The organism is Pseudoduganella sp. R-43 (assembly GCF_049913255.1).
Classification (GTDB): Bacteria; Pseudomonadota; Gammaproteobacteria; order Burkholderiales; family Burkholderiaceae_D; genus Rugamonas.
In genome coordinates this window covers 3,604,767-3,629,815 of sequence record NZ_CP183988.1, presented here as the reverse complement: position 1 = coordinate 3,629,815, position 25,049 = coordinate 3,604,767, and the positions used below count along the sequence as shown (strand labels likewise).

Sequence of the window (25,049 nt, the reverse complement as noted above, 5' to 3'; positions counted from 1 at the left end):
ATTGTAGTCGATCTCGGACGATCGGCTGCCAGCAGTTGGGCAAAGTCCTCCGGCGCCATGGGCAGGGCAACGAAGCAGCCCTGCATCTCGTCGCAGTAATGGTCACGCAGCCATTCGCGCCTCAGGATCACCGGCGCGCCAGCGGCAGGAACTCCGCTGGCGGCACCAGGGCTTCGGCAGCGGCCAGGCGGCCGTCGCTCAAGGCCGCCCGCGGCTGGTAATGGACCACCATTTCATTGTGCACCAGGGCGCTGCGCAGCTCAGCCTCCAGCGCAAACATGCGCGAGGCGCGCTCGTTCATCTCCTGTGCGACGAAACGGAAACGATTGCCGCCGTGACCGACCGCGTGCGCCATGGCCGAGTTGGCGGAGCGCAGCATGACTGAGGGCTCAGCGCCACCCTCGCCCATCAATGCAACGCCGATGCTGGCGGTGGTATTGACGATGTTGTCCTTCCAGCGCATAGGAGCCTTGATCGCCTCGAGCAGCTTGCCAGCAACCGGCAGCACATCGTCATCATTGGCCATGTCGGACAGGATCACCGCGAATTCGTTGCCGAGCAAATGGGCGACGGTATCGCCTTCGCGCAGGCAGGACTTCATGGCGGAAGCCGCATGCATCAGCAAGGCGCTGCAGGCTTCCGGGCCCAGGCTGGCTTTGACGCCGCGGTAGCGGTCCATGGTCAGGGCCAGTACCGCCACTTTGCGGCCGGTGCGTTCGGCAGCCGCCAGGGCCTGGCGCAGGCGGTCATTGAACATGGCGCGATTGGCCAGGCCTGTTGCCGGGTCATGGTGGGCATGGCTGGCCGAGGCCTGCTCTGCCGCCCGGCGCCTGCGTGCTTCGTGCATATTCCTGAGTCCGAGCGCCAGGTCGGCCGCCAGTTCCTGCAAAACCTGTACTTCATCTGCGTCGAAGGCGCAGGGATCGATCGAGTACACGCACAATACACCCGTCGGCGACGCATCTTCACCGGTGCCGTCCAAGGGCAAAGCAAGCACGCTGGGATAACCGTACTCCGCCGGCGTTCCGTGGCGCAGCCGGAGTTGGCCGTCCCCCATCACATCAAGCGCGATGCCTTCACAGGCGCAACCGCGCTGCAATCCACCAGCAGCCGCCGCAAAGCGTCCCGCTGGCGTGCCCTGGATCTCACTGGCCAGCAGATCCTTGCTGCTGCCGGCCATCGACAGGCCGGTCCAGACCAGCGAGTAAGCGCCTTCGGCTGAAATGACGCGACACATGGCCGCCATCATCTCTTCCGCACTGCTGGCATGCAGCAACGCCGCACGGCAGCTCGAGGCCATGCGCAAGGCCTGGTTGGCACGCAGCAGTTCGTCTGCCTGTGCACTGGCGCGCTGGTGCTCGTCTTCACGCGCGAGGACGCCCCAGACCGTTGCCGCCGCTGCGCATGCAGCGAGCAATCCAAGCAAAATGTAGTTTTCCATGGCGTCAGTCCAGGTAGGGGACAAAGTCGAATGCCGACAGGATGCCGTTCACTTGAGCGGAAAGGCAAAAAGAGAAGAAGCTTCTCGCGACCCCGGTTGGCGCATCCCTGCTCGCCAGGGTCAGGATGCGGCAGATCGGATAGCTGCCGTTGCGGATAGTTGCGGTACTGGCTGGCACGCCGGCAATAGGCAGCAAGCGCACCGGGACGCCCTGCGAAATCGCGCGCTCCGCCGTACCGACCGAGACGTAGGCGATTGCGTTCTCGCATGAGGCCACTACGGCCAGACGTTCAATATTCGATTCCACAGCCGCGTTCAGGCTGAATGCCTCCAGCGGCTGACGGAGAAAGCGGGCAAACAGCGCACTTGAGGCGCCATCGTGCAGCCCGCCCAGCGCGTACACCGATCCTGGGCTGCCTTCGGCTGCGCGCCAGTCCCGCAGGCGGCCGGTGAAGATGCCTTGCAGTGCTTCCACGCTCAACTCCCGCAGCGGGTTATTGGCATGCACCACGACGCCAACGCCGTCGCGCGCAATCGGGATGCCGTACAGGTCGCGTTCCGCCGGTGCGAGAGCGCGGGACAGCATGGCGATATGCGCATGGCCAGAGCGCACGTCTTCCAGGCCACGCGACGACCCGCCCAGTTCGACATCAACGGCGATCTCAGGGTGCGCCAGATGGTACTTGGCGGCGATCTCCTGCAACAACGGCCCCATCGTGGTCGAACCGGCGATGTGGAGCTTTTGCGCACGCTTGCGCGGCGGGACGGGAACGTGGCCCCGTGTGATGCCATTCAGGCCGAGGGCGGCAAAGACAAAACCCATTGCGACTCTCCTTGCAGTGAAAGGAAAAAGCCGCAGGGAAGAGGCGACAGGAATGTGTGCGGTGATAGGCGCGGCGCAGGTTTTGGGCCGCCTGTGGTCAAGTATAACGTGACAATGCTTTTGGTCAACAGTCAGTACTCGACTGTTGCGCGGGCACAGCAATAGGCCTTAACCGCCTGTCACAGGTGGGAAAAAGGCAACTTCATCGCCCGGTGCAACGCGCGTGCCGGCGTCGCACATGCGCTGGTTGCAGGCCATGCGCAAGGCGCGGCCCTCGGCCAGGGCGCTTGCCCACGGTTCGCCGCGCGCCAGCAGCCATGCACGCACATCGCCGACCGTCTCGGCACCCGGCGGCAGCACCACCTGCTCGCCGCCGCCCAGCGCTTCGCGCACGCTGGCAAAATATTTAAGGTTGATCAGCATATCAATACATCAGTTCACTGAATGGGATGAAGCGCACGACATCGCCTGGCGCGATCGGGTTGCCGGGCGGATTGTCCACCAGGCCATCGCCCCAAACGGTCGAGGTCAACACAGCGGAGCCCTGGTTGGGGAACAGGTCCAGGCCGCCTTGCCCGTTCAGCTTGGCGCGCAGGAATTCATTGCGCCGGTCGGCTTTCGGCCAGCTGAAATCGGCGCGCACCAGCATGCCGCGTGGTTGCGCCGGCACGTCTGCGCCCTGCAGGCGCAGCAGGAATGGCCGCACGAACAGCAGGAAAGTGACAAAGCTCGATACCGGATTGCCCGGCAGGCCAAGGAAGAAGGCCTGTCCCACTTCGCCAAATGCCAGCGGCTTACCGGGCTTGACGGCGATTTGCCACATATTCAGCTTGCCCTCGGCTTCGACAGCCGGCTTGATATGGTCCTCTTCGCCGACCGACACGCCACCGGAGGTGATGATCAGGTCATTGCCGTCGGCTGCCTGGCGCAAGACCTTGCGCGTCGCTTCCAGCGAGTCGGGCACGATGCCGAAATCGCGCACTTCGCAGCCCAGGTTTTCCAGCAGGGCGCGCAGGGTGAAGCGGTTGGAATTGTAGATCGCCCCCGGCGCCAGCGGTTCGCCCGGCATCGCCAGCTCGTCGCCGGTGAAGAACACGGCCACGCGCAGCTTGCGGTGCACGTTCAGCTCCGCCATGCCGATCGAGGCGGCAAGGCCGAGTTCCTGGCTGCGCAGGCGCGTGCCGGCCGCCAGGATCACGCTGCCAACGCTGATGTCCTCGCCGGTACGGCGGATCCATTCGCCGGCTTTGGGCGTGTGGCGGATCGTCACCAGGCCGTCCTTCGCCTCGCATTGCTCCTGCATGACCACAGCATCGGCGCCCTCGGGAATCAGCGCGCCGGTAAAAATGCGCGCGGCGCAGCCGGGCAGCAGCGGCTGGCCGACGTGCCCTGCCGGGATACGCTGTGTTACCGTCAGCGTCGCATCACCGCTGGCGCAATCGGCGGAGCGCACCGCATAGCCGTCCATCTGCGTGTTGTCGTGGCCCGGCACGTTCATGGCGGACACCACGGCGCTCGCGAGCACGCGGCCGTTGGCTTCCAGGGTTGGAATCTGCTCGGTCCCAGCCACCGGGCGGGCGGCGGCGAGGAGGAAATCGAGGGCTTCGCGTACGGCGAGCATTGCCATGTTTTACAGTCCTGTATTGGCGGCGATGTAAGCCTTCATCCTGCTCACGTCGGCCGGCATGACTTCGAAGCGCTGCGGCAGCGCTTCGATGTTCTCGAAACCTGCCGGACGCTCGGCATCTTCGCCCAGTGCTTCCAGGATGGTTTCATTGAATTTGGCGGCCAGAGCGGTTTCCAGCACGATCATCGGCACGCCCGGCTCCATGTATTCCTTGGCAACCTTGATGCCGTCGGCGGTGTGGGTGTCGATCACGATGCCGTAATCGTCAGCCACGTCGCGAATGGTCTGCACACGGTCATCGTGCGTGGATTTGCCCGACTTGAAGCCGTAATTGCCCACCAGCTTGAATTCGTCGCCGTCGCTGCCGGGCGCGCCCGACAGGTCGAAGCCGCCGTCGGTTTCCACTTTCCTGAACAGTTCGCGCACGCGTTTGCCGTCGCCCTTTACCAGGTCGAACACGAAGCGCTCGAAATTGGAAGCTTTGGAGATGTCCATCGATGGACTGGAGGTGTGGTAGGTCTCGGCCGATTTGCGCACGCGGTAAATTCCGGTGCGGAAAAACTCGTCCAGCACGTCGTTTTCGTTGGTGGCGACCACCAGCTTGTCGATCGGCAGGCCCATTTGGCGGGCGATATGGCCGGCGCAGATATTGCCGAAATTGCCCGATGGGACGGTGAACGACACCTTTTGTTCATTGCTCCTGGTCGCCGCGAGATAGCCACGGAAGTAGTACACGACCTGCGCCACGACACGCGCCCAGTTAATGGAATTCACGGTGCCGATCTTGTGGCGGGCCTTGAATTCCAGGTCGTTCGACACCGCCTTCACCATGTCCTGGCAGTCGTCGAATACACCTTCTACCGCGATGTTGAAGATGTTCGGATCCTGCAGGCTGAACATCTGGGCGGTCTGGAAGGCACTCATCTTCTTGTGCGGCGACAGCATGAAGACTTTGATGCCTTTTTTGCCACGCATCGCGTATTCGGCGGCGCTGCCAGTGTCGCCCGAGGTGGCGCCGAAAATGTTCAGCTGCGCGTCCTGCTTGGCCAGGGCATATTCGAACAGGTTGCCGAGCAACTGCATTGCCATGTCCTTGAAGGCCAGCGTCGGGCCGTTGGACAGCGATTGCAGCACCAGTTTCTTGCCGTCGGTCTCTTCCAGCACGCGCAGCGGGGTGATGTCGGCTGCGTTTTCACCTTCACGCACGTTGCGGTACACGTCGGCGGTATAAGTCTTTTTAGCCAGGGAGCGCAGGTCGGCTTCCGGAATGTCGCCGGCAAATTTCTTCAGGATTTCTACCGCCAGGTCAGCGTAGGAAAGGTGGCGCCACTTGTTCAGCTCTTCGCCGTTAACCTGAGGGTACTCGACTGGCAGGTACAGGCCGCCGTCTGGCGCCAGACCACCCAGGAGGATGTCGGAAAATTGCTGGAGGGAGTGCGATGCAGCCGACGCGTCGGCCCGGGTAGACACGTATTGCATAAAGTAGAAAGTCCGGTGGCGGGTGAAAACGGACACCTATTATAGTCTGGCCGGAGTTTCTATGTGAATTAAGCCAGTTTTTGAAATTTTCTATCGAAAACCGGTGAACCGGTGCCTGACCCCCAGCCGCCGCGTCATAGTGTCAGGCCCCGCGGGCCTGACACTGGTTTGCCGGTTTTAGCAGGCGGCGTGATTCACCGACACCACATGAATCGCCAGGCCGCCCAGCGAAGTCTCTTTATACTTGGCCTGCATGTCAGCGCCAGTCTGGCGCATGGTCTCAATCACATTATCCAGCGTGACGAAGTGGGTTCCATCGCCCTTCATGGCCAGCGATGCAGCGGTGATCGCCTTCACCGCCCCCATGCCATTGCGTTCAATGCAAGGAATCTGCACCAGGCCGCCGATCGGGTCGCAAGTCATGCCCAGGTGATGCTCGATCCCGATCTCCGCCGCATTTTCGATCTGCGCATTGGAACCGCCCAAGGCCGCCACCAGGCCGGCAGCCGCCATCGCGCATGCAACGCCAACCTCGCCCTGGCACCCTACTTCCGCCCCGGAGATCGAAGCATTGCGTTTGCACAGCATGCCAATCGCCGCAGCCGTCAGCAAAAACGCACGCACGCCGGAAACCGGGTCGACCGGTTTGCAGTCTTCCGCATAGTATTTCAGCACAGCGGGAATGATGCCGGCAGCCCCATTTGTAGGCGCCGTTACAACACGTCCGCCCGCTGCATTCTCCTCATTGACCGCCATCGCATACAGGCTCACGCCGTTCAGCGCATCGTGCGGCAGCTGATTGGCACGGTCGCCGCCCTGGGCCTGGCGCCACAGATCGGCCGCGCGGCGCTTCACGTTCAAGCCGCCCGGCAACTGGCCGCGGGTCTCCAGGCCATGCTGGATACAGTCGCGCATGACGTGCCAGATGCGGTCCATGCCTTCGTTGAGTTCAGTTTCGCTGATGCGCGTCAGCTCGTTTGCGCGCAGCATTTGCGGAATGGTCTTGCCGCTGCTGACGCCATGGCCCAGCAGCTCGGCCATTGTGTTGAACGGGTATGGCAGGCGAACGGCAGGCTTGCCATCCGTGCTTGCCTCTTCGCCTTCTGCGCGAATGAAGCCACCGCCCACAGAGTAGTAAATCCTGGAAACCGAACTGCCGTCTGCGCGCGTCAGCGTAAAGCGCATGCCGTTCGGATGCTCCGGCAGGTTCTCGGCCATATGGAACACCAGGTGCTGCTTGCGCGTGAATGGAATGGCCTTTTCGCCCAGCAGGCGCAACTCTCCGTCCACGTCGGCTGCCGCCAGCATGTCTTCCACCGCATCCGGATCGACGCCCTGCGGCGTCTCGCCCATCAGGCCAAGCAGCACGGCCTTGTCAGTGCCGTGGCCGACGCCAGTCAAGGCCAGCGAACCGTAAAGCTCGGCCGTCACCGAAGCGACATCGTCCAATGGACAGTTTTCGACCAGGAAGCGGCGTGCCGCCACCATTGGTCCCACCGTATGCGAACTCGATGGGCCAATGCCAATCTTGAATAAGTCGAAAACACTCATGTCCATTGTTGCTTGTCTCTCTCTAGTTATGCGGCCTCGCTGAGGCTCACGTCGATATTTGCCAGCATATCCTTCACCATCTCTTCCACGCCGATCTTCGCTTTCCAGTTCCAGTCCGCGGTCGCCTGGGAGTCATCCAGGCTGCGCGGCCAGCTGTCGGCGATGGCCTGCCGGCTGTCCGGCGTGTAGGCGATCTTGAACTCAGGCAGTGCGCGGGTAATCGCCGCGGCCAGTTCTTCCGGGTTGAAGGAAACGCCGGCGACATTGTACGACGAACGAATCTTGATTTGTGAAGCCGGTGCGTCCATCAATTCAATGGTTGCGCGAATCGCGTCAGGCATGTAGATCATCGGCAAAGTGGTCTTCGGGCCGAGGAAACAATCGTAGCGTTCACCGCGCAGCGCGGCGTGGAAAATCGCGATTGCGTAGTCGGTGGTGCCGCCGCCTGGAGGCGATTTGAAGCTGATGATGCCTGGGTAGCGGATCGAACGCACGTCCACGCCATACTTCAGGAAGTAGTATTCGCACAGTCGTTCGCCTGCCAGCTTGGAAATGCCGTAAATCGTGGTCGGGTCCATCACCGTGTACTGCGGGGTGTTCTCGGCCGGAGTGTTCGGGCCGAAGGCGGCGATCGACGACGGCCAGAAGATGCGCAGCGGCTTGCCCTGTTCGCCGCGTTCACGCGCCACTTCCAGGATGTTCAGCAGGCCGTCCATGTTCAGGTCCCACGCCTTCAGCGGAGCCGCCTCGCCCGTGGCGGACAGCATCGCAGCGAGCTGGTACACCTGCGTGATGCCTTCGGCAGCAACCAATGCTTGCAGTGCGGCCTTGTCCATCACGTTCAGCACCTGGTAGCGGGCTGCGTTGTACTTGTTGACCGGGCTGATATCGGTTGCGATGACGTTCTGTTCGCCGTGCTGTCTTGCCAGGGCTTCCACCAGTTCACTACCGATTTGGCCGTTGGCGCCGATGACGAGAATGCGTTCCATGATTCCTACCTATATTCCAGATTAGTTCTTGATGATGCCCAGCTCTTTGCCGGCTTGTTCGAATGCTGCGAGGACCTTGTCCAGCTGCTCGCGGGTGTGGGCGGCGGAAAGCTGCACGCGCACGCGCGCCTGGCCCATCGGCACCACCGGATAGAAGAAGCCGGACAGCAGCACGCCCAGTTCATACATGCGGGCCGCGAACTTCTGTGCTACCGGCGCATCGAACAGCATCACCGGCACGACCGGATGGGTGCCCGGCTTGATGGTGAAGCCGATGCGCTCGATCTCCTTGCGGAAGTAGGCGGTGTTTTCATGCAGGCGGTCGCGCAGCTCGGTCGAAGCGGACAAGCGCTTCAACACTTCCAGCGAAGCGCCGGCGATGGCCGGCGCAAGGGTGTTCGAGAACAGGTAAGGACGCGATTTCTGGCGCAGGGTGTCGATGACTTCCTTGCGGCCGGAAGTGAAACCGCCCATCGCGCCGCCCAGGGCCTTGCCCAGGGTGCCGGTGATGATGTCGATCTTGCCCAGCACATTATGGTGCTCGTGGGTGCCGCGGCCGGTCTTGCCCATGAAGCCGGAAGCATGGCATTCGTCGATCATGACCAGGGCGCCGTATTTCTCCGCCAGCTCGACGATCTTGTCCAGCTGCGCAATCGTGCCGTCCATCGAGAACACGCCGTCGGTCACGATGACTTTGTGGCGCTTGTCGGCGGCCGCCTGCAATTGCTTTTCCAGGTCGGCCATGTCGTTGTGCGCGTAGCGGAAGCGCGCTGCCTTGCACAGGCGGATGCCGTCGATGATCGATGCGTGGTTCAGCGCGTCGGAGATGATGGCGTCGTTTTCATCGAACAAAGGCTCGAATACGCCGCCGTTGGCGTCAAATGCTGCCGCGTACAGGATGGTGTCTTCGGTGCCCAGGAATTCGGAGATTGCCTTCTCCAGTTGCTTGTGCACGGTCTGGGTGCCGCAAATGAAGCGCACCGAGGACAAGCCGTAACCGTATTTCTCGGTTGCCGCGATGGAGGCCTGCGCCACCCATTCCTGGCCCGACAGGCCGAGGTAATTGTTGGCGCACATATTAATCAGGGTACGACCGTCTTCCGATTGCACCTCGCTGCCCTGGCGGGAAGCGATCACGCGCTCTGGCTTGTAGAGGCCATCGCTGCGCAGCTTTTCCAGGTTTTGTTGCAGGCCGGTGTAAAACGCATTCGTCGCTTGGCTCATGGTCGTCCTCTGATGTAAAGTTTACTCTTATTTCACTAATAAGGCCGGAATTCACTATATTGAACGTAAATTCGATATACGGAATCCTACTTTACTATATTGAACTCTGCAAGCGTGAAGCCGAACATTTCAACCAACGCCCCGCCGGAAGTCGGCGCCGCCCTGCAACGACTGCGCCTGGCCCGCGGCCTGACGCTGGAAGACCTGTCCCGCATTGCCGGGGTTTCCAAATCCATGCTGTCCCAGATTGAGCGCGAGAAGGCCAATCCGACCATTGCCATCACCTGGCGCCTGGCCAATGCGCTGGGCGTGCAGATCGGCGAACTGCTCTCCGATGTCGAGAAGGATGTCGAAGCGATAAAGTTGATCGATGCACACGAAACCCCTACCCTGCCCGGCGCCCACGCCGGCTATGTGCTGCGCATCCTGGGACCGATGGAGTTGGCCGGCAAATACGAATGGTACGAGCTGACCCTGTCGGCAGGCGGCGAACTGGTGTCGCAACCGCACGATCCCGGCACCACCGAGCACCTCACCATCCTGCACGGCTCGATGGAGCTGGAAGTCGGCGCCAACAAGAAGAAAATCAAGCTGGGCGGCACGGCACGCTACGCCGCAGACGTGCACCACGCCATCCGCAACCCAGGCAAGACTGAAGCCAAGGCACTGCTGGTGGTGATCCACCGCTAGCGGTGGAACCGTGCGGCGGCAATCAGGGGATCCGCTCCGCATCGGGCGGCGGAACCACCCAGGCGTGCATTCGTTCTTCGTAGACCGACACCCGCGGCGCGGGAAAGCCAGGATCTGCAAAAGCCCCGACCGGAATTCCGACGAAGCCATCGATGCTATCGAGGCCGTAATAGACCGTCGAGCCGCAAGTCGGGCAGAAATGAAATGTGGCCTTGCCGCCTTCATCGCCAATCCGCACGTACTCGGTCGAAGTTCCAGACACGGTGACGTTCTCACGCGGGAACCTGGCCTGCTCGCCGAACACACTGCCAGTCCTGCGCTGGCACGCCAGGCAATGGCAGATCGAGATCCTGACTGGTTCGCCAATCACTTCGGCGGTGAGCTGACCACAACTGCAAGACGCGAGGCGTTTTGTCATCGCATTGCTCCTGATGGATGTTTGACCTGAAGGTCTGGCTTCGCTTCGTACATTCCCGGGAAATAGCGCTCCATGAGCGATTGCGGATACAAAGGCGCAGTGAAGCCATACTGCGCATACAGTCCATGCGCATCGCCAGTGGCAAGCGTAAAGCGGCGCAAACCCTGAAGTTCGGGATGTGCGAAGACTGCAGCCATCAGCTCCTTGCTGTACCCTTTTCCCCGATGTCCGGGCAGGACGAAGACGTCCACCAGGTTTGCAAAGGTCGTGTAATCGGAGATCACGCGCGCAAATGCGATTTGCTCCCGCCCCAGGAAGCCGCCAAAACAAAGCGAGTTCGCAATCGAACGTTCGACCAGGTCGCGGGAAATGCCCTTCGCCCAACTGCTCTGCTCCGAAAGGAATCGGTGCACGAGCCCAGTATCCAGCTCGCCTGCTTTTGTGGTGATGCGGAATTCACTCATGCTGAAGGACACAGTTGATTGAAAATTCCGCAAATGTTAGCACGGCTGCGTTTCTGCCCAAGCGCTCCGCAACAAATTTCGAGGCTGTGACAAAGCGTGTATGTCTAGGCGGCTCGGCCGTCTATATTTAACTGGCAATCCATTCAATTCATTGATCGTCAACCGGTTGCAAGCAGCACGGATCCTGCGCGTACAGGCGCGCCATAAAAACTCAATCATCTGGTGAGGAGCGCTACCATGACACAAGCTGAAGTAGCAAAGCTGATCCAAAACATCTTCGACAACATCTTCAATTCCGTCACGCAGGCTGAACCTGGCGGCAAACCCGTCCTCCAGGCTTCGTCCACCGTACTCTCATTGATGAAGCCCGGCCTCGCCATCAATTCAGCCGACTTCCGCAATCCTTGGACTCCGGGTAACAGCAATGGCAGCCAGGACGCCGCCATCAACACCGCAGAATTGGTGGACGTAGCGCCAAAGATGTCGGCCATCTATACCGACAGCACGCGCAAGATCAGCGAGATGTACAAACAGATGCTGGACGGCGTGCACATTCCTGCACAACCGCCTAATCCGGCAGTCGAGAAGCAGCTCACCGATGCTGAGAACTACCTCTTCCGCACGATTACCGTGACCGATCCGGACACCGGCGAAGAGTCGAAGAAGAAGATCGAATCGCAGGTTTACCGCGACTACCTGGACAACCAGGCCGCGTACAACAATGCACGTATCGCCTACATTGGCGCCTTCCTGGAAGCCCAGAAAACCACGACCGGCAAGAATACCTGGCCGATGCTCGCATCGACCTTGCAAATCCCTGTGAAGACCGCCTATGACCGCTGGCGCGCTGAAGATGCCAACAAGGTCGAACAAAACCTGGCGATCAAAACGACCTCCGTCCAGAATGCACTGCAATTGGCCTGGAAGCAGGCGCAGGACCTGTTTGAAGGCTACGGCGTGGTGTTGAACGACACCGGCACCGGTCTCTCGCCCAAGGTGTACCGCGTGCAGCTGCTGCCGTCGGACTGGTATAGCAGCACCAGCAAATCCAGCGGCTGGACCACCTTCGACTCGGCATCGAGCAGCGTGGCAAACAGTTCCTCGTCCGACTTCACGTCCTATGGCGGTTCGGCGGGCTTCAGCCTCGGCCTGTTCAGCATTGGCGGTTCGGCCGGGCATAGCAGCTCGCAGCAGCACGCCAGCTCGGAGACCAACGGCCTGCGCGTCAGCTTTGAATACACGCTGGTCACCATCCGCCGCCCGTGGATGCAGGCCAGCCTGCTCTCAACCAAGGGCTGGGACCTCGGCAACCTGTACAAGAAAGGAACGCTTTCCAACGGCAGCAAGGCACACCAGGACGGTGAGCTGATGCCGCTGTTGCCAACCTCCTTCGTGGTTGTGCGCAAGCTGAAGATCTCCGCCAACTGGGCCAAGGCGGACTGGGACCTGATCACTTCGAAAACCAGCGGCGGAGGCGGTTTCGGGATCGGGCCTTTCAGCATCTCCGGCAACTATGCCCACTCCAGCACCAACCAGAAATTCTCGTCGGCGCTGGCGGCGGGGACGATCACGGTACCGGGCGTGCAGATCATCGGCTTCATCAGCCAGGTCGTGCCATACAGCCCGCCGGCCTAGTGTTTCGCCCTGGTTGAAGCCATGAGAGGCGGCTCCGTACGGAGCCGCCATTTGAGCACGCTGCTTTCAGCAAGGGGGTTCCATGTCCAATACCGTCGACTTTATCGGCGCGGTGTATGACGAACTGGCAAGGCTGCTGAACATATCGGACGCGAATCCCTCCACCGTCATGCAAATGGCCTGGCCGGGATTCTCGCTCTCCGCGCAGGACTTCAAGCCGGCCAACAACCCGAACGGTCCCTACGATCCCCAGGTCGCAAAGGAAACGTTCTCGCATATAGCGAACATCGCGCCATCGCTGGCCAACGCCTACTTCCAGAACTCCGGGCTCGAAGTGGATGACCTGTACGAAATCCTGCTGACCGGCGCAATCCCGGGCGGCGCAACACCGGACAACATCGGCACCAATCCGATGTACAAGATGTTCAGTGACTCGCAATACGAGTTCCTTCAAGCCAGGACCGGCAGCGCAACCGATCCCAATTCCTTCTACTATCCCTGCCTTGCAACACCGTCCAACTGGTACGACGAGGCTGCAGCGCAGTTCTGGCCTACGCTTAACATGCAATCCGGGGCGATCAAGCCGGCGGCGCAGACTTCCCAGTTTGTCAAGGCAGGCGGGCCGACACTGGTCAACAAAGGCGTATGGAAACTGCGGCCGGCAGACGTCACGAAGGCCAACTTGATCAAGGCCAATGCAAACCAGTTGATCGTAAAAAGAGCACAGCTGGCGCTCGCCAAACCCATCGGGCCGATCCCCGTGGTGACAAAGCCCTTGAACCTGCATGCGGCAACGGCAATCAAGGCAATGCCTGCCATCGCTCCCCTCGCCGGAGCCAAGCCGGCTGTCATGGATGTGACCAAGTCACCCGTATTCGTCGCCAACCTGGCCAAGGCGAACGCCCAGACCTTGTTCAAGCAGAAAAGCGCGCCCGCAAGCTCCTACAACAGGTATAACCTGGCCAAGCAGCTCCAGGCGGTTGACCTGACGCAGAAGGACCTGAACGTCGGACGCATTGACGTCGCCAACCGCTACCACCTGGTGAACCTCGTCAACGAAGAATTGCAGACCAAACCCGCCGGCGCCAGCGACAACTTCAGCATCTCCTTCAGGTACTGCCGCGTGAACATCGACCGCAGCTGGTTCAAGCTCGCCCTGCTGAAAACCAAAAACTGGTACATGTACGGCACCAAGGCCGGCGAATATTCCAATGGCTCCGGCACCGACAATCCAGGCATGTTCCCGTTGCTGCCCACATCGTTCATCGTCATCCGTGACCTGAAGATTACCGCCAACTGGTCGAAGGAGGACCGGCAAAACCTCGGTCAGGCGACTGCCCTGGGCTATTTCGACATTCGCGATTCGACCCTGAACAAGGACACCCTGGAGGTAAAAGGCCTGCAGATCCTCTGCTGGCTTTCCACCGTCATGCCGCAGCTGCCGCCGATGGCCCCGCCCTGACCCCGGCGGTCCTCAATCAGATTGGCGCGCCAGGCGGAATGGCCGGCAAAGCGCGAAGCTTGACGCTGCGCGGATCGGCCAGGTAGCGCAGTACATGGTCGGCTGCCTGGGCGCGGCTGGCGGCGGTGGTGCCCTTGCCCGGATTTGCTTTCAACCAGCCGGCGAACTCACGCAGCTGCTGGCGCAGCCCGGCGTCGACGTTGGCATGGAGCTTGCCGCCGTCCAGCGCCTGGAGGAGCGCATCGAGCACGACCCAGTTTGCGGCCAGTTGGACGGCCTCGCCACCGACCACTTTGACGGGCATTGGACCGCGCTTCCAGCCACGCGACAGCGCGGCTTCGACGACTTCGTCGGCGCCTGGCATTGCAGCGTCGCGTGCGTGCTGCCAGTACAGGCGGTTCAGGCGGCCGGCTTCGAACAGGAAGCTCGCTGTCTGCGCTGCGGCCGTTTCGGCTGCGGACAGCGCGTCGAAGACCGCGGTCATGCGGGTGCCGAAGTACTCTTTGTTGCGTTCAAAGCCTGTCGATGGCGGCGACAACTGGTCGAGTACGCCCGCCGGCAAAGCAAGGTATTCGGCACGCAGCGTATCGGCCAACCTTGACAGCGCGGCGCGCTGGGTTGGGGCAGGCGTAACCTTGATGCCCGCGGCAGCGCGCCCGGCACGGATGTCGGCACTGGTGGCGGATTCGTATTCGCCGCCAGCCAGCAAGCGGGCCACGGCTTCGCCCTGATAACGTTGCAACAGGTACACCGGTACCAGGCGCGCCTCCAGTTCGCCGGCCTGGCGCTCGTCGGACAGGACGTCAAGCGAGAAGTTGTCCAGCGCTCTGCGCCGGATGGTGCCGAGCTGATCCCAGGTTTTCAGGGTGTCCGGGCCAAAGTCCCACAACAGCCCATTCGGATGCGATGCGCCGGCCGCGCGCGAGTCCTCGTCCGAGACATATTGCAGGCCAGCGGCGCGAGCGTCGCTGCGCAACCTGGCCAGGCCGGCAGCTTCTGCTTCGCCGCTGCCGAAATCGCCATAAATGTGCTTGACCACGTAATCGTCCCAGGCGCCAACGCCTGTGCCGTAGGCGTCCTGCAAGTCAATCGCGCCACCGGAGCCGAGTTTCAGCACTGGATGCGGGTAATCCATTACCGAACCGTTGCCCTGCCGGCTCGCCGCAAAGTTGTGTGCAAAGCCAAGGGTATGTCCTACCTCATGGGCTGCAAGCTGGCGCAGGCGTGCCAGCGCCATTTCCTCTGCAAGCTTGCGGCGCTCGGCGGGGGCAGATTTGCCGTAAGGCGCCAGCAAGGCCTCCGCAATCAGGATATCTTGTCGCACGCGCTGCGAGCCGAGCGTCACCGCGCCGCGAATCACCTGGCCCGTGCGCGGATCGGCAATCGCATTGCCATACGACCAGCCACGCGTGGCGCGGTGCACCCAGGTGATCACGTTATAGCGCACGTCGGCCGGGTCAGCCCCTTCCGGCATCAGCTCGACACGAAAGCCGTCCTTGAAACCCGCTTTTTCAAAGGCGCTTGTCCACCAGCGCGCACCTTCGAGCAGCGCCGAGCGAACGGGCTCCGGCGCGCCGCGGTCCAGGTAGTAGACGATAGGCTTGCCGCCTTTTTCGAGGCGATGGCGCACTTGCCAGCGCACGTCAAGGCTGCTGGCAAGTGGCGTGGCGAAATCATAATAGGCCGTGTCAAAGCCGCCGGAAAACGGGTGGTAGCGGCGCGGCTTGTAGCCATTGTCCGGCAGTCGCACCATCGAAATATGCTGGCGCATGGACAGGCTGGCCGGATCGGCCGCCACCTGCTTGACGTATTCACCGGTACCTGGCCCGGCAAACGTCAGCAAGGACTCAAGCTCAATATTGTCTGGGAATGCCTTGGCTTCCGCCGCCAGCACGGCGCTGCGTTTTTCGTCCACGCGATAGGCGCCCTGCCTGGTCTCGTCGAGCCGCTGCACCACGCCGTGCTGGTCGGCCAGCAGGAAACTGGAGAAGTCGACCAGGTTGCGTGCACCCTCGCTGGCGATGATCTCGCCCGACCACAACACCGCACCCGCAAACGACTCCGCCACGGCATTGCGCTCGTCTGCATCCAAGGAACGCGCTACAAAGCGCGTGTTCTCTTGCACCAGGAACAGGCGGTTGCCGAACTTCTGGAAACTTACCAGTTTCGGGCTGCCCGGCTGGCCGCGGTCCAGGCCGACGTCATTGGAGCCCAGGGCATGTGGCAAGGACGAGACCAGCAGGAAGGACTGGTTCAGTTCTCGCACGGAGAGCAGCACCCTGCCCTTCGCCGCGTCGCGCCAGACTTCGATGAAGCCCGGCTGCACCGCGAGCGACCGGGTCTGCTCGGAGAATGATTCAGGCGCTTGCGCCGCAGCGGCCGGCGCAAGCAAAGCTGTCCACAGCGGCAGGAGCGCGCGCATGCTTACTGGCCGCCGGTGGTCGTTGCCGCTGCCGCGGGATGCATGTCCAGCGCACGGGTCAGGAAGCCCCAACGGTCTGCCACTTCCTCGATCTGCTTGGTGGTCGGCTTGCCTGCGCCATGGCCTGCCTTGAAATCGATGCGGATCAGGATTGGCGCGGCGCCTGCCTGCGCGGCTTGCGCTGCGGCGGCAAACTTGAAGCTGTGCGCCGGCACCACACGGTCATCGTGGTCGGCAGTCATCACCATGGTGGCCGGGTAGCAGCCGCCCTGCTTCAGGTTATGCAGCGGCGAGTACTTGAGCAGGGCCTTGAACTCGTCCGCGTTGTCGGAGGAGCCATAATCCGAGGCCCATGCCCAGCCGATGGTGAACTTCTGGAAGCGCAGCATGTCCATCACGCCGACCGCCGGCACCGCCGCACCGAACAAGTCCGGGCGCTGGGTCATCGCGGCGCCAACCAGCAGGCCGCCATTCGAGCCGCCGCCGATCGACAGCTTGGCTGGCGACGTCACCTTGTTCGCCACCAGCCATTCCGCCGCGCCGATGAAGTCATCGAACACGTTCTGCTTTTGCAGCTTGGTGCCGGCCTTGTGCCAGGCCTCGCCGTATTCGCCGCCGCCGCGCAGGTTGGCAACGACGTACACGCCGCCCATTTCAAGCCATGCCAGGTTCGAGACCGAGAAGCTCGGGGTCAGAGAAATATTGAAGCCGCCGTAGCCGTACAGGTAGGTGGGATTGCTGCCATCCAGCTTCATCCCCTTCCTCGACACGATGAACATCGGCACCCTGGTGCCGTCCTTGCTGGTGAAGAACTCCTGGCGTGTGTCGAAGGCGCTCGGATCGAAGTCGACCTTCGGCTGGCGATAGACGCTCGACTTGCCGCTCTTCATGTCCAGGCGGTAGATCGTGGTCGGCGTGGTAAAGCTGGTGTAGGCGTAGAACGTCTCCGTGTCGCTTGCCTTGCCGCCGAAGCCGGACGCGGTGCCCAGGCCCGGCAACGCTATCTCGCGTACCGGTTGGCCTTTCAGGTCGAACACCTTGACTGCGCTATGCGCGTCGCTCAGGTAATTCAGCACCAGCTGCTTGTTGACGATGCTGGCGCCGGCCAGGGTTTGCTGCGCTTCCGGAACGATTTCCTTCCAGTTTTCCATGGCGGGCTTGCGGATATCGATAGCGATGATGCGCGAGCGCGGCGCATTCTTATCGGTCAGGAAGTAGAACACCGGGCCTTCATTGTCGATGAAGTTGTAGGAGGCATCGAAGGCTTCCAGCAGGCCAACCACTTGCGCGTCCCTGGCCTTCAGGTCTTTGACGAAGACACGGTTCCTGGCTTCGGTGCCATGCGAACCGTTGATCACCAAGTAGCGGCCATCGTCGCTTACTTCAGCGCCAAAGCCCCATTCTTTCTGGTCCGGACGGTGATAAACCAGCGCATCGCTGTCTTGCCGGGTGCCCAGCTTGTGGAAGTAGACCTTCTGGAAGTAGTTCACGCCGGCCAGCTTGCTCTCTTCGGTCGGCTCGTCGTAGCGGCTGTAGTAGAAGCCGGAACCATCCGCGGCCCATGCGGTGTTGGAGAACTTGACCCACCTGATATGGTCGGCCAGGTCCTTGCCGGTCGCGATATCGCGCACCTTGATTTCGTTCCAGTCGGAGCCCGATGCGGCGGTGCTGTATGCCAGGAATTTCCCATTCGGGCTCACGGCGGTGGCCGCCAGCGCCACAGTGCCGTCAGTGGCCAGCGCGTTGGGGTCGAGCAGCACGCGCGGGGTTTCGGACAAGCTCCTCGCCGTGTACAGGACCGCCTGGTTCTGCAGGCCGTCGTTGCGGCTGTAGAAGTAGCGGCCGCCTTTCTTCGATGGCACGCTATAACGCTCGTAGTTCCACAGCTTGGTAAGCCGCGCCTTGATCGCCTCCCGTTCCGGGATCTGACCCAGCCACGCTTGCGTTACCTTGTTCTGCGCAACCACCCAGGCCTTGGTCTCGTCGCTGTTGGCGTCTTCCAGCCAGCGGTATGGATCGGCGACCATGGTGCCGTGATAGTTGTCCTGCTGGTCGGCCTTCCTGGAATCCGGATAGGCCACGGCCGGCGCAGTCGACGGGCAGGTCTGGGCAAAGGCAGGTGCGGAGAAGGCGGCGAACAGCGAGAGTGCTAGGGTGGCGCGCTTGAATGGCATTGGTCGTCCGTAGAGTAGTTATGATGCGGCAGCGATCATAACGTGAACTTTGACGAATAAGTAACTCTCCGAAGCCGGCGGCGCCAGCTATTATTCGGCCAATGCTGACGCTTTCCAGTTCTCGACCCAGCCCGCCAGTTCGCCGGCCGGCATCGGGCGGCTCATGTAATAGCCCTGCCCCTGGTCGCAGCCCATCTCCGCCAGGATGTTCCACGCGGCCTCGCTCTCGATGCCTTCGGCCACCACGCGCAGGCCCATATTGTGGCCAAGGTCGATGGTCGAGCGCACGATCTTTGCGTCGCCCACGTCATTCGCCATGTTCAGTACAAACGATTTGTCGATTTTCAGTTCGTCGACGGGCAATCGTTTCAGGTAGGCCAGCGAAGAATACCCTGTGCCGAAATCGTCAATCGAGAGATCGCAGCCCATGCCATGCAGCCGTTCCAGCGTTTGCTGGGCGCGCACCGGGTCGTCCATGATCGCGCTTTCCGTGATCTCCAGGCAGAACGCGCCAGGCGAAACGTGGTGGCGCATGAAGATCTCGCCGAACTTGAATGGCAATTCCTGGTCCAGCAGGTCGCGCGTGGAAAGGTTGACCGAGACCTTGAGGTGAATGCCGCGTTGCGCCAGTTCATGGCACAACTCCGCCGAGCGCTCCAGCACCCAGTGCGTGATCACGCGGATAAAACCGGTCTGCTCGGCAAACGGGATGAACTGGTCGGGGAAAACGTTGCCGCGCACCGGATGCTGCCAGCGCACCAGCGCTTCCATGCCCACGACGTGGCCGGTGGCCAGGGTCACCTTCGGCTGCACGAACAGGCGCAACTGATTGCCCTCCACCGCCTGGCGCAGTTCCGTCAGCAGCGACAGGCTTTGCTGGCTGCCTTTATCGATCGCGTCCTCATAGACCACGGCGCCTTCGTTGCGCTGCTTGGCGGTGTACATGGCGATTTCCGACTTGCTCAGCAACTCTTCGCCGTCGACGCCGTTCTCGGGGAAGCCGGCGATGCCGATGCCAGCCCCGATGTCGACCATCTGCTCGTCCAGCGACAGCGGCGATTCCAGCGCCTGCAGGATCTCCGCTGCGACGACCACGGCCTGGTCCAGGTTGGAGCCGGCCAGCAGCACGGCGAATTCGTCGCCGCCCAGGCGCGCCACCTGGGCCGGCTGGCGGCGATTGGCCAGCTTTTGCATCAGCCGGCCCGCCACCTGCTTCAGCAAGGCGTCGCCGAAACTGTGGCCCATCACGTCGTTCACATGCTTGAAGCGGTCCAGGTCCATCATCAGCACATACACCGAACCGCCGCGCTTGCGCGCTTCGCCAATGGCTTCGTTCAGCAGCAGCAGGAACTGGGCGCGATTCGGCAGGTTGGTCAAGGGATCCCAGTACGCCAGCCGGCGGATTTCCTGCTCGCGCTTGGCGATACCGTCGCGCATGCTGCCAAAGGCGTGCGCCAGTTCGCCGATCTCGTCGGCGCGGGAAGAGCCGATATCGACCTTGTAATCGCCCTGCTCCAGCTTCTTGGCGGTATCGGCCAGCTGGCGAAGCGGCTGCGCGATGCGCTTGGCTGTCAGCACGCTGGCCACCACGCACACCACCATGCCAACGACAGTCAAGCCGAGCAGCCAGCGCTCCAGGCGCGCATATTCCGCAGTTGCTTCGTCGATCGAGCGGCCCAGCATCGCCACCGCGACATTGCCATCGTCCACGCCAATCTTGGTCATGTGCACGCTGAGCTTGTCGCCGCCGACGTCGACGTCGAACGCTTCGGCTGGCATGCCGCCCATGCCTTGCAGCTGCTGCATGAAGCGCTCCACGGCGGCCGGCGCAAGACTGGACGCCACGGGGAGCCAGCGCCCGTTCGCATCGCGTGTCAGCAGCAGGGTTTGCAGCGCCGTGGTTTCCTGCATGTCGCGCGCCAGGCGTTCATCCAGCGGGAAGGTCATCACCACGAAGCCGATCGTCACCGGCGCCTTTACCGGCACCACGACGACCTGGTACGGCAGCCGCTCGACGATGGCAATGCCATTCGCGCCTTCGCCCTGCTCGGCCTTGTCCAGCATGGCCATCACCATGTGCTCCAGTCCCGCGGCCTGCGCATCGCTGGTCGAAGCGACAACCTTGCGCTCCGGGCTCACCAGCATGGTCATGGCGGCCTTGATGCGGCGGCCATGGTTGGCCAGCGCCGATTCGATGGTGGCGCGATCATCGTCGTCCGTATTCCCGATCGCCGACAGGAAGCCGGCGTCGCGCGATAGCAGGCGCGCGCCGTTGCGCAGGTTCTGCGCGTTCTGGTCCATCAGCCGCGCAAAGACCTTGCTGCCGTTGACCAGTTCCGAGGCGATCGCAGCCCGTGCGTTGCTATCGATGCCGCGCTGGATAACGACCAGCCCGACCAGCTGCACCACGATCAGCAGCACGAGGAACAGCGTGACGATACGGCTTTCGAGGCTGCGGAATCGCATGGTCAGTAGCCTTGCGCGTCCGGATCGCTTGCAGGACGCTTGAGCGTGAGCCGGAAGGCGGCACTAGCCGGGCCGTCGGCCAGGCGTACGGCCTGCTCCTGAGGATTGCCGCCCGCCATATCGGGATGCCAGGCCTTCAGCATGTATTTGCCGGCGGGAGCGTCCAGCACCACGTCTCCAGTGGCATCGGTCTTGCCGAAATACGGCGTGTCGACGACACGCACGTAGGCGATCATCTTGTCGTGGATATTGCAGCCCAGGACCACGGTGCCCGGCTTGTCGAACGTCTGTGAGTCGGCGGTGGTGCCGGAATACAGCTTCTGGTCGAATTTGTGCGGCGCAGAAAAAGAATAGATATGGTGCCGCACCTTGTCGTTATTCGGGAAATAGATCTTGCTGCCGGTCTGGATCACCGTTACCAGGGGGATGAACTTCAAGCCCTTCTGGCTGATTTCACCGGCATTTTGCAGCTTGGGCAGCGGCTGGCCGCCATCGGCTTCGAGATAGACCACGGCATCGGCTAGCGGCTTGCCGTTTCCATCGGCGACGTGCACGGCAACGCTGGCCGCGACGGCGGCACCGGAAAAACAGCAGGCCGCCAATGCAGCGGAACGGATCAAGAACTGGCTCGGCATCGGTCTCAGTCAAGGACGTGGAAGCTTATTGTAACGCCAAAAAGTGTTTCCAGCGTTCATCATGCCGTCACAATTGCGACACACAATGATGGGGTTGCCATTTTTGCGACCACCATCGTGAGCACTTCTACCGCCACCCTCCCGCACAACGTAAGCTACCTGCGTCCTCCGCCAACCGACATGCTCGGCCAGCACCTGCTGGACATCATCCAGCGCCGCCAGCTGCACGCACTGTTCCAGCCTATCGTCCACATGCAAAGCGGCGAGATCATCGCATACGAAGGCCTGGTTCGCGGCCCTTCCGACAGCCCCCTGCATTCGCCCCTCAACCTGTTCCGCTTGGCGCGCGCCAACAACCTGTCGCGCGAAGTGGAATACCTGTGCCGCCGCATCGTCCTGGAGCGCTTCGCCGAACTGCAGCTGCCCGGCAAGCTGTTCCTGAACGTCAGCCCCGAGTCGCTGGTGCGCCAGCACGCCGGCAGCCAGGGTGAAACACTCGGCTACATCCACCAATTCGGCCTCAATCCCGCCAACGTCATCATCGAGCTGACCGAAAACCAGCCCACTTACGACTACGAGCGGATGCGCCAAGCGGTGCTGCATTACCGCAAAATGGGCTTCCAGATCGCAATCGACGACCTGGGCGAGGGCTTTTCCAGCTTGCGCCTGTGGTCCGAGCTGCGCCCCGAGTATGTCAAGATCGACATGCACTTCATCCAGGGCATCGATCACGACCCGGTCAAGCTGCAGTTCGTGCGCTCGATCCAGGAGATTGCCGACAAATCCAACACCCTGGTCATCGCGGAAGGCATCGAGAAGGCAGCGGAGCTGCTGGTGCTGCGCGACCTGGGCATCGCGTACGGCCAGGGTTACCACCTGGGACGCCCCCACATCCAGCCGGCACGGGCCTTGCCGGCGGAAGTCGTCAAGGTACTGGGCCGCAATGGCGTGGCGGTTTATCCGCAACGCGCTGCCGAGAGAAATGCCGTGTCCATCCGCAAGCTGTTGCACGACGTGGCCGCCGTGCCGCCGTCCATGAACAACAACGACGTCTATGAAATCTTCATGGCCGATCCCAAGCTGATGATCATTCCCGTGGTGGACGCCGGCCGCCCGCTTGGCCTGGTATCGCGCTTCGACATGATCGACCACTTCGCGCGCCCCTACCAGCGTGAGTTGTACGGCAAGAAACCATGCACGCTTTTCATGGATGCCAAACCGATCATTGCCGACGTCGACACCAGCCTGCAGGACCTGTCCTGCCGCATGGCCGAATCGGATGCGCACCACCTGTTCAATGGTTTCATCATCACCGAAGGCGGCAGCTATGTGGGCATGGGCACGGGCCATGACCTGATGCGCGAGATCACGCAAATGCAGATCAACGCTGCGCGCTACGCCAATCCGCTGACACAGCTGCCGGGCAATGTGCCGATCAACGAACATATCGACCGTTTGCTGGAGAGCGGCACGCGGTTCTGGGTCTGCTATGTGGACCTTGACCACTTCAAGCCCTTCAACGATGTCTATGGCTATCGCCGCGGCGACGACGTGATCCAGCTGACAGGCCATATCCTGGCTAAACACGGCGACCGCAATCGCGATTTCGTCGGCCATATCGGCGGCGACGACTTCGTGATCCTGTTCCAGAGCGAAGACTGGGAGCAGCGCTGCCATGCCGTGCTGGAAGATTTTGCCACCGCCATCGCCGGCTTCTACAGCAACGAAGACCGCGAGCGCGGCGGCTATATCAGCGAGGACCGCCAGGGCAAAAAAGTCTTCTATTCGCTCATGAGCCTGTCGGTGGGCGTGATCCGGGTCGAGCCGCACCAGTACTATTCGCACCACCAGATCGCAGCCAGCGCAGCCGACGCCAAGAAACAGGCCAAAAAGATACATGGCAACAGTCTTTTCCTTGACCGAAGGCTGCAAACGCAGGGGGCGTAGTCTATATTGGATTCATGAGCCCATTCATCTACAACCTGTGCCAGAAACCCATTGTCGGCTTGGCGATGGCAACTGTCGCACTGTGTGAATTCCCTCCGCTCATGAAGGACGTCCAGATGAAGCTCGGCGAAGCGGGCAGCGTGGCCGCAGCCGACGTCGAAGTGCCGGTGGATCTGAACTACTCCCTGGTGCTTGAAATGAGCAATCCTGCCGGCGAATCCCTGAGCAAGCAGGAAGTGTCGATCATCGGCGACCGCCGCGTGGAAGAATGCGACGAGAACGTCGACCTGGCCAAGGTTGCCAGGCAGGACCGCGCCAGCTTCGGCCGCCGAATGACATTCAAGGTGGAGGTGCGCCACAAACCGGACAATCTGCTGGTTCATTCGCGCACCGTGAATACCTTGTGCGTGGCCAGCAAATGGGCCAATCAGCGTTCGCGCAGCCTTGGCAACTTCCCCCTGTCCCGGGGCGCCTACAGCGTGCGCATCGAGAACGTGGAGGCCCAAGCCGGGCTGGAACGCCTGACCACCACGGTGGTACTGGCGCCGGGCACCGACCATCCCCTGTCCGCGCAGCGCTAAGCCGCATCAGCGCGGGCTGTTGCGCGCCTCCGGCACATGGGGGCGTGAGCGCAAGATTTCATCGAAATCAATATTGCCGTGGGCCTGCTCGTCAGGCAGCGCCGCATTCACCGCGCCGCCACGCAAGCCCGCCAGATTGTGCCGCGCCAGGGCGTGGCCCTGGGCGGCCGCGCGCCTGTACCAGCGCAGTGCTTCGGTTTGGTCCTGCGTCACACCCTGCCCCGTTGCATACAGCACGCCAAGATTATTCTGGGCCGCAGCATCGCCTTTTTCAGCTGCGCTGCGATACCAGTGCACGGCCTGCACCAGGTCGCGCTGCACGCCGTCGCCGCAGGCATACAGCACGGCGACGCTGAACTGGGCCTGGGCCGAACCGCCTTCCGCGGCCAGGGTGTACCACATCAACGCCTGCATCGTGTCGCGCTCAACGCCGGTACCGTGGGCGAACATGCTGCCCAGCAGGCATTGCGCGTGGACTTCGCCGCGCACCGCCGCCTTGCGCAGCCAGGCTTGCGCCAGCTTGCAGTCCGCTGCCACGCCGCGTCCGTTCAGGTAGGCCTCGCCCAGCAAGGCCTGCGCACTGGAGACGCCCTGCTCGGCTGCGCGGCTGAACCAGCGCGCCGCCATCTCCTCATTCACCGGCACGCCGCGGCCGCGCCGGTACATCTGCCCCAGGTTTTGCTGCGCGGCGGGGTCGCCCTGGCGCGCAGCGCGCCGGAACCAGTACAGGGCTTCGGCATCGCTGCTTCCGATGCCGAGGCCCTTGTAGTACATGGCTCCAAGCTGGTTCTGGGCGAAGGCCAGGCCCTGGAGCGCCGACATGCGCATCCAGCTGAATGCCTGGCGCGCGTCGGCCTCGACGCCGTGCCCGTTTTTGTAAAGAAGCGCCAGGTTGAACTGGGCGTAGGGATTGCCCCGCTGGGCGGGGCCAAGAAACCACCGGAAGATGCGCTCCCGGTCTGCCACACGTTTGCCCATCGTCGCCTCCCATACCCTGGATTGTTATCTAAAGTATAAGAAG

General features: G+C 62.1%; 20 protein-coding genes. 5 read left to right on the top strand and 15 right to left on the bottom strand.

The features are described 5' to 3' along the window. Window positions 1-127: 127 nt before the first annotated feature. The 8 genes from ACN9M3_RS16570 to kbl all read right to left on the bottom strand — a co-directional run bounded on the left by ACN9M3_RS16570 (window position 128) and on the right by kbl (window position 9,134). Window positions 128-1,441, bottom strand: coding sequence for a diguanylate cyclase domain-containing protein (locus ACN9M3_RS16570; RefSeq protein WP_426317984.1), 1,314 nt, complete (start codon window positions 1,439-1,441; stop codon window positions 128-130). A gap of 4 nt (window positions 1,442-1,445) precedes the next feature. Next, window positions 1,446-2,264 carry a substrate-binding domain-containing protein gene (locus ACN9M3_RS16565; RefSeq protein WP_426161528.1) on the bottom strand — a complete coding sequence of 273 codons (819 nt, stop codon included), beginning with the start codon at window positions 2,262-2,264 and terminating at the stop codon, window positions 1,446-1,448. A 168-nt stretch (window positions 2,265-2,432) separates the two neighbouring features. Further along, window positions 2,433-2,687 carry a molybdopterin converting factor subunit 1 gene (moaD, locus tag ACN9M3_RS16560; RefSeq protein ID WP_426161527.1) on the bottom strand — a complete coding sequence of 85 codons (255 nt, stop codon included), beginning with the start codon at window positions 2,685-2,687 and terminating at the stop codon, window positions 2,433-2,435. 1 nt (window position 2,688) lies between these two features. Further along, on the bottom strand, window positions 2,689-3,885 hold the full coding sequence (gene glp / locus ACN9M3_RS16555) for a gephyrin-like molybdotransferase Glp (protein WP_426172224.1): 1,197 nt from the start codon (window positions 3,883-3,885) through the stop codon (window positions 2,689-2,691). A 9-nt stretch (window positions 3,886-3,894) separates the two neighbouring features. Beyond that, window positions 3,895-5,370 (bottom strand): threonine synthase, encoded by a 1,476-nt coding sequence (gene thrC, locus ACN9M3_RS16550; protein ID WP_426317983.1) that lies wholly within the window; start codon window positions 5,368-5,370, stop codon window positions 3,895-3,897. 177 nt (window positions 5,371-5,547) lie between these two features. Next, a complete protein-coding gene (locus ACN9M3_RS16545) occupies window positions 5,548-6,927 on the bottom strand; it encodes an L-serine ammonia-lyase (protein WP_426161525.1) in 1,380 nt (459 codons plus the stop codon). A gap of 20 nt (window positions 6,928-6,947) precedes the next feature. Further along, window positions 6,948-7,910: an NAD-dependent epimerase/dehydratase family protein gene (locus ACN9M3_RS16540; protein ID WP_426161524.1), complete on the bottom strand. Its 963-nt coding sequence runs from the start codon at window positions 7,908-7,910 to the stop codon at window positions 6,948-6,950. 21 nt (window positions 7,911-7,931) lie between these two features. After that, window positions 7,932-9,134 (bottom strand): glycine C-acetyltransferase, encoded by a 1,203-nt coding sequence (kbl, locus tag ACN9M3_RS16535; protein WP_426161523.1) that lies wholly within the window; start codon window positions 9,132-9,134, stop codon window positions 7,932-7,934. A 114-nt stretch (window positions 9,135-9,248) separates the two neighbouring features. Between kbl and ACN9M3_RS16530 the strand changes: the two genes are divergently transcribed. Next, a complete protein-coding gene (locus ACN9M3_RS16530; RefSeq protein WP_426161522.1) occupies window positions 9,249-9,824 on the top strand; it encodes a helix-turn-helix domain-containing protein in 576 nt (191 codons plus the stop codon). Between the two features lie 22 nt (window positions 9,825-9,846). Here the strand turns inward: ACN9M3_RS16530 and ACN9M3_RS16525 are convergent, their stop codons facing one another. Both ACN9M3_RS16525 and ACN9M3_RS16520 read right to left on the bottom strand, forming a co-directional pair. Then, on the bottom strand, window positions 9,847-10,242 hold the full coding sequence (locus ACN9M3_RS16525; protein WP_426161521.1) for a GFA family protein: 396 nt from the start codon (window positions 10,240-10,242) through the stop codon (window positions 9,847-9,849). Continuing rightward, window positions 10,239-10,706, bottom strand: a complete 468-nt coding sequence (locus tag ACN9M3_RS16520) for a GNAT family N-acetyltransferase (protein ID WP_426317982.1) — start codon at window positions 10,704-10,706, stop codon at window positions 10,239-10,241. Before ACN9M3_RS16520 ends, ACN9M3_RS16525 begins: the two co-directional genes overlap by 4 nt. Window positions 10,707-10,943: 237 nt before the next feature. On the opposite strand from ACN9M3_RS16520, the gene ACN9M3_RS16515 reads away from it, so the two are divergent. After that, window positions 10,944-12,341 (top strand): hypothetical protein, encoded by a 1,398-nt coding sequence (locus tag ACN9M3_RS16515; protein WP_426317981.1) that lies wholly within the window; start codon window positions 10,944-10,946, stop codon window positions 12,339-12,341. An 82-nt stretch (window positions 12,342-12,423) separates the two neighbouring features. After that, the gene (locus ACN9M3_RS16510; protein WP_426317980.1) at window positions 12,424-13,803 is read left to right on the top strand and encodes a hypothetical protein; all 1,380 of its coding nucleotides are present in this window, start codon (window positions 12,424-12,426) and stop codon (window positions 13,801-13,803) included. Between the two features lie 16 nt (window positions 13,804-13,819). On the opposite strand, the gene ACN9M3_RS16505 is transcribed toward ACN9M3_RS16510, so the two are convergent. From ACN9M3_RS16505 to ACN9M3_RS16490, 4 genes are all read right to left on the bottom strand, one after another. After that, window positions 13,820-16,225, bottom strand: coding sequence for a zinc-dependent metalloprotease (locus tag ACN9M3_RS16505; RefSeq protein WP_426317979.1), 2,406 nt, complete (start codon window positions 16,223-16,225; stop codon window positions 13,820-13,822). A gap of 2 nt (window positions 16,226-16,227) precedes the next feature. Continuing rightward, window positions 16,228-18,399, bottom strand: a complete 2,172-nt coding sequence (locus ACN9M3_RS16500) for a prolyl oligopeptidase family serine peptidase (RefSeq protein WP_426317978.1) — start codon at window positions 18,397-18,399, stop codon at window positions 16,228-16,230. Window positions 18,400-18,489: 90 nt separating this feature from the next. Continuing rightward, window positions 18,490-20,865, bottom strand: coding sequence for a putative bifunctional diguanylate cyclase/phosphodiesterase (locus tag ACN9M3_RS16495; protein ID WP_426161515.1), 2,376 nt, complete (start codon window positions 20,863-20,865; stop codon window positions 18,490-18,492). A 2-nt stretch (window positions 20,866-20,867) separates the two neighbouring features. After that, window positions 20,868-21,500: a methylamine utilization protein gene (locus ACN9M3_RS16490; protein WP_426161514.1), complete on the bottom strand. Its 633-nt coding sequence runs from the start codon at window positions 21,498-21,500 to the stop codon at window positions 20,868-20,870. A 180-nt stretch (window positions 21,501-21,680) separates the two neighbouring features. Between ACN9M3_RS16490 and ACN9M3_RS16485 the strand changes: the two genes are divergently transcribed. Beyond that, entirely contained in the window at window positions 21,681-23,447 is a 1,767-nt protein-coding gene (locus ACN9M3_RS16485; RefSeq protein ID WP_426323775.1) for a GGDEF domain-containing protein, read from the top strand. 14 nt (window positions 23,448-23,461) lie between these two features. Beyond that, window positions 23,462-24,028: a hypothetical protein gene (locus ACN9M3_RS16480; RefSeq protein WP_426317977.1), complete on the top strand. Its 567-nt coding sequence runs from the start codon at window positions 23,462-23,464 to the stop codon at window positions 24,026-24,028. Between the two features lie 6 nt (window positions 24,029-24,034). Here ACN9M3_RS16480 and ACN9M3_RS16475 read toward each other — a convergent pair whose 3' ends face one another. Then, window positions 24,035-25,006 (bottom strand): tetratricopeptide repeat protein, encoded by a 972-nt coding sequence (locus ACN9M3_RS16475; protein WP_426317976.1) that lies wholly within the window; start codon window positions 25,004-25,006, stop codon window positions 24,035-24,037. Between the last annotated feature and the right edge of the window lie 43 nt (window positions 25,007-25,049).